Origin of the sequence: Rhizobium sp. BK112 (assembly GCF_014193215.1) — a bacterium.
GTDB lineage: Bacteria > Pseudomonadota > Alphaproteobacteria > Rhizobiales > Rhizobiaceae > Rhizobium > Rhizobium anhuiense.
Map to the genome: position 1 here is coordinate 400,180 of NZ_JACHYZ010000006.1, position 7,432 is coordinate 407,611.

Consider the following 7,432-nt stretch of genomic DNA (forward strand, 5'->3'; position numbering starts at 1 on the left):
CGTCGCGGAGACCAGGGCTCGGTGACGCAACGTCAAAAGGGTGAACATCATGGACAGACTTTTCTATGTTGGCGTGTCGGCCGCTCTCTTTGCGGCCTTTGCCTTTTCGCTCAATTTCGTCGTGCCCTTCATCATCGGTGACTATTCCACCTTTGATTTTGCCCTCATCCGTCACGTCGTCTCGGCACTCGTCGGGCTTTACATTCTGTTTTCCGAGAAGGGTGTCATGCGCCACCTCACTCTTCGAAACTGCCTGCAAGCCATCTGGCTCGCCTTCGTCGGCTATGTCGGCTACTTCCTGACAGTGACCGGAGCGGCCCTCTTTGCCGGCCCAGTCATCGCTCCGGCCTTTCTCGGGCTGGTGCCAATCGTATTGATGGTCATTGGCAATCAGCGTCAGGCATCATTGCCTTGGCGATCCCTCATGGTGCCTCTGGCACTGGTGCTGGTGGGTCTTGTTCTCGCCAATGGCACGGCATTCACGGCCGAAGGACTGGACTCTGTGCAATCATTGTGGATTGGCGTGCCGCTGGCGCTTGCTGCCGTGGGCCTTTGGGTCTGGTTCGCGCTTTCCAATCAGGCGGCACTCGCCGCACGGCCGGACATGCCCTCCGGCGTGTGGTCGGCGCTGATACTGGTGGGCGGCGGCGTCTTGATGCTGGCCTTCTATCCCATCGGTGCCGCGATGGACCTCTTCCGGCTTCCTATATTGGGATTCGGCTGGAGCGCTGCCGGCAACCTCTATGTCTGGGGCACAACTCTCGCGCTGCTGGCCACCGTAGGCGGCGTCTGGGCCTGGAATATCGCCTCCCGCAGCCTGCCGGTTGCCTTGGCCGCGCAATTGATCGTCTCAGAGACTGCCTTCGGCGTGATCGGCGGACTTGTCGTGCATGCCCGCTGGCCAACTCCGATCGAAGTCGCTGGGGTTGTCGTCCTGATCGCCGGCGTCGTTCTGTCGGTTCGGATTTTCTATAATCGCCAATTTGCATCTGGAAAGACAGTGCTTGCGAACGAGTGACCCGCTGGACACAGGGCCAAAAACAGGCGCAGGCATCAAAGATGCAATCACGTTCAACGTAAAATCCGCTTTTGATGCAAACATGCCGCCTCGCCACTCCGATGCGTTGTCCGCTTTCAAGCCACCGCTTGGCTCTACGATTGATATGAGGACGCCAAGCAGCCTTCGCCTTCGACACCGAAAGGTCCGCTTAGGACCGAACTCCGCCATGGCTCAGATGGACCAAAAGCGAACTCCCCGGTGAGGTCGGCTGTCCAAAGGCTTGCGTGCGGTGGAGTGGCGGCGGCCAGTAAAATCACCGGCCGCCCTTCACATTCAGCAGGGAGCCGAGGGCCGGCTCCCCGTCCTATACCATGGCGGCGGCGGCCCGCAGCTCGAGCCTTCGGCATAGCGGGTCGTCTGTCAGGCCTCGGATTTCAGCTTGCCGCCGACCGCCCAGGAATCCTTGGCGATCTCCGTTATCAGGATTTCCAGCGATTCCGGCGGGCACGCGAGGGTCTCGACGGCGGCCTTGGTTGCTTCGCGCGCGAAGGCGCGTTTCTGATCGTCGGTGCGGCCGGGATGCATCTGCAGGTGAAGAATGGGCATGGTCTCTTCCTTGGTCAGGTTGGTGATGTCCGTCGTCTTGGCGCGGGCATGGCGACCATGTTGTAAATTCGTCGGTTGATAAATAAGCTGTTGGTATCGTCATTCGAAACCAACAGGTAGGCAATCGTGGACAAGCTGGCCGGCATGGCGATGTTCGTCAGGGTCATCGACAATGGCAGTTTCGCGGCGGCCGCGGAGATCGCGCAAGTGTCGCCTGCCATGGTTGCCAAGCACATCAAGACGATCGAGACCCGGCTCGGGGCGAAGCTGATCCATCGCACCACGCGGCGCCATCAGCTTACAGAGGTCGGCCAGCTCTATTACGAGCGCTGCAAACGCGCGCTTTCCGAAGTGGCGCTGGCCGAGGCTTCGGCGAGCGAGCTGCAATCGGCGCCGCGCGGCCGGCTTCGGTTGGTGGCGCCGGTCAGCTTCGGCACGCAAGTCCTGGTGCCGGCGCTGATCGATTACCAGAACGCCTATCCCGACGTCAGCATCGAACTGTCGCTCGACAACAATGTCCATGATCTCGTCGGCGAGGGGTTCGAGCTCGGTATCCACATCGGCCCGCTCGCCGACAGCGGCCTGGTCGCCCGCCCGCTCACGCCCTACCGGCGGATTCTCGCTGCCTCGCCGGACTATCTTGCCCGCCATGGCCGGCCGGCCTCGCCGGAGGCTCTGGCGAACCACCTCTGCCTCGGCCACTCCTATTGGCGCATGCAGGATCGCTGGCACCTGGTCGGGCCGGGCGGCGAACTGCGCGATGTGTTGATCTCCGGAAAATTCTCGACCAACCAGGGAGCGGCGCTGCGCATGGCAGCACTCAGCGGCGCGGGAATTGCGCTTCAGCCGGAACTGCTGCTCGCCGCCGATATCACTGAAGGACGGCTTGAACGGGTACTGCCGGAATGGTCCTACAAGCCCGTCCCGATGCACCTCGTCTATGCGCCGAACCGGCGGCCGACAGCGATGTTGCGGACGGTGATCGATTTCCTGGTGGAACGGTTTGGCTGACGACGCTCGGCCAAGGCCGATGTCGCTCGTAAGGTTTAGCCTTGAGCTCTGTCCCCGGCTCCGGACTTACGCCTGGGGATAATCATTGAAGGCGACTATTTGCCGCGCCGCTTTAAAGCCTATGGACGTCGAAGTTTCCGCATCTAGATGATGATCGGTTGTGGATAGCGTTTGATCAACTGCCTGTCTCCCAGCGGAGCAACTCAATGCAAATCACAAAGCTTGTTTTCGGACTTTTGCTCATCGCTATCGTGCAGCCTGACCCTTCGGCTCACGCCGACGAGTTGGTGCGATTCGACAGCGCAGTCGTAAAGCCAAGTCCATTCCTGGAACGCAAGGCAAGGGAACAAGGTGTCAGTCTCCCGCAGGCCCAAGTCACGCACTTGCTGGGATATCTAAGCCGACCACAGGGAGATGGTCCCTTTCCGGCTATCGTCGTCATGCACGGTTGTGGCGGTATCCATGAGAACGTCAAGACTTACTGGCCGCAGCGGTTGACCTCATGGGGATATGTCGTGCTGGTGGTCGACAGCTTCACGACCCGCAACATCGACAACACCTGTGAGAGCTATCTTCCTGACCGGGTATTCGATGCCTACGGGGCTCTCGATTTCCTATCAACATGCACCTTCGTTGATGCCCGACATGTGGGGCTGATGGGCTTTTCCGCTGGTGGCATCGCGACGCTGGAAGCCACGAAAACCGAGGGCAACGAACAGTTCATGGATCGGAAGTTCGAGGCTGCAGTCGGGTACTATCCGGTTTGCGCTCCCCACGAGGGCGATGCGACGGTGCCAACTTTGATCCTCATTGGCGACGTGGACGATTGGAGCTCAGCCGAAAGGTGTCGGCAGAGGGTTTCTCACATCAGTGGCAAAGGTCCGCCGATCGAACTCGATATCTATCCAGGTGCGTACCATGCCTTCGATGCTCCAGACGTCACAGTGGCAAAGACGGCATTCGGTCATCGGGAAGAATTAACGCGCCTGCTGCTGAGCAGTCCTTCATCAGAGTGAAGGCATTCCTGCACGAGTATCTCTCGAACTGAACGAACTGGCGGCAATTTGGCGGCGACGCGGGCTCGATGATGCGTCAGTCAGGTTCGCTTGCCGGCGATCAGCGGTGCTGATCGTTCTCGCCTTCCAGTCAGGCAAGCTTCGGGGCTCAACTCGGATTCGATGCAATAAAGTTCACCGATCGGCTTCACGTTTGAAGCCCATCAGCAATCTACCCTCATTGAAGCAGGACAAGAGATGGACAGAATATTCATCGTAGGCAATGGCGGAAGTGGCAAGTCCTGGCTGGCCGGGCAACTAGCCCATAAATTGCAAATCCCAGCAGTTCATCTCGACGATCTTCATTGGCTACCGAATTTTGCCGGAGAGCGTCCGCGTGATGAGCGCGACCGACTGGTGACCCAGGCTGCGGGCAACAGCTCTTGGGTGATGGAGGGTATTTACGGTTCGATCCTCAGGCAGGTGATGACGCGTGTGACAACTCTCATTTGGCTCGACGTCTCTGACGATGAGTGTATTTCAAACCTTCTGCAACGAGGCCAGACCGGCGGCGGGACCGTGGAACAGTTCGAGGAATTGCTGGAATACACGCGTGGTTACCGTCTTCGGAAGAACCACATGAATTCCTTCGACGCACATCAACGTTTTTTCGAGGAGCATCCGTTGCAAAAGGTAAGGCTGTCCAGCCGCTCGGATGTTGCGACCTTCCTGGCGGCAATCTGAAGCCGAAGCTACGCGCCGCCTTAGTGATAGGTCACGATGGGATGGAACATCCTTTTCAGGAAGGGGCGGAGAGCTTCCTGCACGTGGCTCCTTGGAATTTGATGCCCACACTCAAACATGTGAAGCGTCACCGGGACGCCTGCATTGGATAGAGCTTTTGAGAACAGTTCAGCATGGGCAACCGGCGCACGGTCGTCATGCTTTCCATGCAGCGACAGCGTCTCCGACCGAACTTCGGGCGCGTAATGCAGCGCAGAGCGAGCCAGAAAGGCCTCTCTCGACAGGCCCGCCTCCTTCTCGATAGCCCACCGCAAACCGTCTGAACTCGCGTGATAAGCGACTTCAAGATCGTAGACGCCGCCCGAGAGAATGACTCCCCGCAGATCAGAAATCTGGGTGGCAACCATTGCCGATGCAACGGCGCCACGACTGTTTCCATAGAGGACCATTCGGCTAGGGTCGACGGAAGGCTGTTCCCTCAGGAAGCCGAGAGCCGCAATGATCGCCTGCTGAGTTTTGGGACCGCAGAAATCTGGAGGCCCATCTGACGCCCCGAAACCGGGCTGCGAGACTGCCGCCGCAGTGATATTCAAACCAGAACAGAACCGAAGCAAGGCGCCGCTATCGACCGCCTCTATCCCTCCAAGCAGACGGCCACCCTGGTTGCCGTGGACAAACAGGATTGCGCCTGCGGGCGTTTCGGTTGCGGCCTGAGCTTGAAAGAGCTCGACCGTGGCTCCGTCACCCCGATCAATGAGATGTCGAGTTACTACCGGCATAACCACCATCAGGTTTTCTCGTGCGGGACAGACAATAGTACAACTTTTGGTATTGGCAACGTCCGTGATTGCTTGACGCGTCCTTTGGCATTCCCAGGGCATGCCGCTATTTGACCACCTCCGGCAAACCGCGGCCGGAATCGCCAAGGCGACGCCAGTCTGATGAGGTGAAGTTGACTGTGAACGCTTGTTGCTCCTTGTTGGCCGTTTCTTGCCTGATATGCATGCCGCGAATGAAGAGCGGCCGGATTTTGCAAGAGGCACAACCTGAAAGTATTCGCTCGACCGTCCCCGTTCGCTCCTCACATTGCCGAGGAGTTGTGGAGCAAACTTGGTCATGAAGGGACACTGGCTTTCGTTCCATGGCCAAGTTTCGATCCTGAATTGGCGGAGGAGGAGATGCGCGAGTACGTGGTGCAGATCAACGGCAAGGTTCGTCACCGTTTCCGAGCGGCGGCCTATCTGGGGGAGGGTTTGCTGGCGGCAGCTCGATCAGAGCCTGAGGTGGTGACTTTGCTTGCCGGCAGGACCGTTGTGAAGGAAATAGCGGTCCCGGGTCGATTGGTGAACTATGTCACAAAAGGGTAAGGTTTGCTTCAAGGAGCAACGATGGCTGTAACCAGCAAAAACTCAATTTATGACAGCCGCTGGCCGTCTATGTTTCCTGCTGAGAAACAACGGATCGCGGGCTGCTTCGAGGGTGATGTCGCATTGTTTCACCAGCGCCCGAACACGACGCTTGGCGTTTAACTCGGGCATCGTAGCCAAAATTAACAACGTCACGCATCGAGCGCACCTCGTTTGGCAATCGAGATCAGCTCCTTGAAGTGAGTCACAATTCTACCTTCACGGCTGGCGTCCTCCGCTTCCCAACCGAACTTCCACGCGTCGTGACGCGCAAGCCAATCCCCCAGAGCAGCGCTATCACCGGTCGGCATCCTATGGGCCGCGAGGTATGGGTTCTCGTGAGCCTTCAGTCCGAGCACCCGCGCCCTCGAGCCTGCTTCCTGTAAATCGATCAGCTCTTCAATTGTCATACGCGATCCCCCACGATGGCATCGACGGTAGCATCGAAGTCCGCGCATGCAAGCGAATGCTAAATTATGGGTTAATTTGGGACAGTTTCGATTGGAGAGCGCCTCTGGTCGGTCGGGCGTTGCACCGGAGTGTCAATGCTTCCTGTGCTTCATACTTGCCCCGCCGCCAATTGATCGCAGGAGCAGCAAATAAATCAGACGTACTGCCTAATTTCAGCACACCTCCTGACGAATTTATGCGCAACCATAAGTGTTGATTATAGAATTTTTTACACGTAATAATGCGCCCGCTGAGCGCTACAAGCAGATAGGAGCGGAGTACTTTCAAGGCGGATATTGCAAGTTCGACGAGTTAACGGAGCAAAGGAGCGCATGATGGACCTACAAACAGTTCTGACGTTTAGCTTGGCTTTCTTCGTATTCGCAGCAAGCCCTGGCCCTGACAACCTGGCGATCCTGTCGAAGACCGTGTCCAGCGGCCCGGCGCACGGCGTCGCCTATGGGGTCGGCGTCGTTTGCAGCATCTTCCTGTTCGTCATCTTCGCGGCCATCGGTTTCAACGCCATTGCTCAATACATGAACGAAAATCTACGTTTGATCCAATATGTCGGCGCTATCTACCTGATTTACACAGGGGTCACGATGTGGCGTTCGAAGCCGAACATCAAACCTCGTGTGATGAGGGGCGGCCTGATCCGCCTGTTCATTACGGGTTTTCTTCTCAATATCTCCAATCCCAAAATGCCGATTTTCTATCTGGCGCTACTGCCGGGCGTCTTGGGCATCCGGCCACTGACCATCCCCGACACCGTGGAACTGCTGGCGGTCATAGCCCTGATAGAGGTGGTCGTGGTCGGAGGACATGTGCTCATCGGCTCTAAAGCGAAAACGGCACTGGCCGATCCGAAAAAGATCGGCATCCTCAACCGTGGCGCTGGAGCTTTGATGGTCGGGGCAGGGGTGCTTGTCGCCAGCAGATGATGCCGCCTCGAAGGCGTAGCGCCGAATAGTGACGCGATGACGGAAGCCCACGATGCGATAAGAGAACGTGCGGGATGGCTGACTGGCATCAACGGCTTGTCGGCCCCGAAAGGTCAGAGGACTTCGAACGTCCGCTTCGGGCCGAGAGCGGAAGACCGGCCTCGGCTGGAATGCGCCGATACCTTTGATAAAGTCGCGTCGAGATCGTGCGGCAGCTCTGGATTGCGGCTGGCGCGCCAAGGTGTAGCTCCCTTTATGCTGGTTTCGGCATCGGCGTCG

The 7,432-nt window shown here is 58.1% G+C and carries 8 protein-coding genes and 2 pseudogenes; 7 read left to right on the forward strand and 3 right to left on the reverse strand.

The features are described 5' to 3' along the window. The first annotated feature begins 49 nt into the window (after positions 1-49). On the forward strand, positions 50-1,018 hold the full coding sequence (locus tag FHT75_RS19510; protein WP_183845168.1) for a DMT family transporter: 969 nt from the start codon (positions 50-52) through the stop codon (positions 1,016-1,018). 402 nt (positions 1,019-1,420) lie between these two features. On the opposite strand, the gene FHT75_RS19515 is transcribed toward FHT75_RS19510, so the two are convergent. After that, complete coding sequence (locus tag FHT75_RS19515) at positions 1,421-1,690, reverse strand: 4-oxalocrotonate tautomerase (protein WP_097542622.1); 270 nt, start codon at positions 1,688-1,690, stop codon at positions 1,421-1,423. A 42-nt stretch (positions 1,691-1,732) separates the two neighbouring features. On the opposite strand from FHT75_RS19515, the gene FHT75_RS19520 reads away from it, so the two are divergent. From FHT75_RS19520 to FHT75_RS19530, 3 genes and pseudogenes are all read left to right on the forward strand, one after another. Next, the gene (locus FHT75_RS19520; protein ID WP_047611887.1) at positions 1,733-2,617 is read left to right on the forward strand and encodes a LysR family transcriptional regulator; all 885 of its coding nucleotides are present in this window, start codon (positions 1,733-1,735) and stop codon (positions 2,615-2,617) included. A 206-nt stretch (positions 2,618-2,823) separates the two neighbouring features. Then, a pseudogene (locus tag FHT75_RS19525) lies at positions 2,824-3,665 on the forward strand (dienelactone hydrolase family protein). Between the two features lie 205 nt (positions 3,666-3,870). Beyond that, complete coding sequence (locus FHT75_RS19530) at positions 3,871-4,356, forward strand: AAA family ATPase (protein ID WP_183845169.1); 486 nt, start codon at positions 3,871-3,873, stop codon at positions 4,354-4,356. 20 nt (positions 4,357-4,376) lie between these two features. Here the strand turns inward: FHT75_RS19530 and FHT75_RS19535 are convergent, their stop codons facing one another. Next, positions 4,377-5,144 carry an alpha/beta hydrolase family protein gene (locus FHT75_RS19535; RefSeq protein WP_183845170.1) on the reverse strand — a complete coding sequence of 256 codons (768 nt, stop codon included), beginning with the start codon at positions 5,142-5,144 and terminating at the stop codon, positions 4,377-4,379. A gap of 279 nt (positions 5,145-5,423) precedes the next feature. On the opposite strand from FHT75_RS19535, the pseudogene FHT75_RS36285 reads away from it, so the two are divergent. Together FHT75_RS36285 and FHT75_RS19545 are read left to right on the forward strand one after the other, a co-directional pair. After that, a pseudogene (locus tag FHT75_RS36285) lies at positions 5,424-5,723 on the forward strand (class I tRNA ligase family protein); the annotation flags it as partial. Positions 5,724-5,744: 21 nt separating this feature from the next. Then, complete coding sequence (locus FHT75_RS19545) at positions 5,745-5,885, forward strand: GrpB family protein (protein ID WP_141677034.1); 141 nt, start codon at positions 5,745-5,747, stop codon at positions 5,883-5,885. A gap of 29 nt (positions 5,886-5,914) precedes the next feature. Here FHT75_RS19545 and FHT75_RS19550 read toward each other — a convergent pair whose 3' ends face one another. Further along, positions 5,915-6,172, reverse strand: coding sequence for a CrpP-related protein (locus tag FHT75_RS19550; RefSeq protein ID WP_028758724.1), 258 nt, complete (start codon positions 6,170-6,172; stop codon positions 5,915-5,917). A gap of 375 nt (positions 6,173-6,547) precedes the next feature. Between FHT75_RS19550 and FHT75_RS19555 the strand changes: the two genes are divergently transcribed. After that, the gene (locus FHT75_RS19555) at positions 6,548-7,153 is read left to right on the forward strand and encodes a LysE family translocator (protein WP_047613357.1); all 606 of its coding nucleotides are present in this window, start codon (positions 6,548-6,550) and stop codon (positions 7,151-7,153) included. The last annotated feature ends 279 nt before the right edge of the window (positions 7,154-7,432 follow it).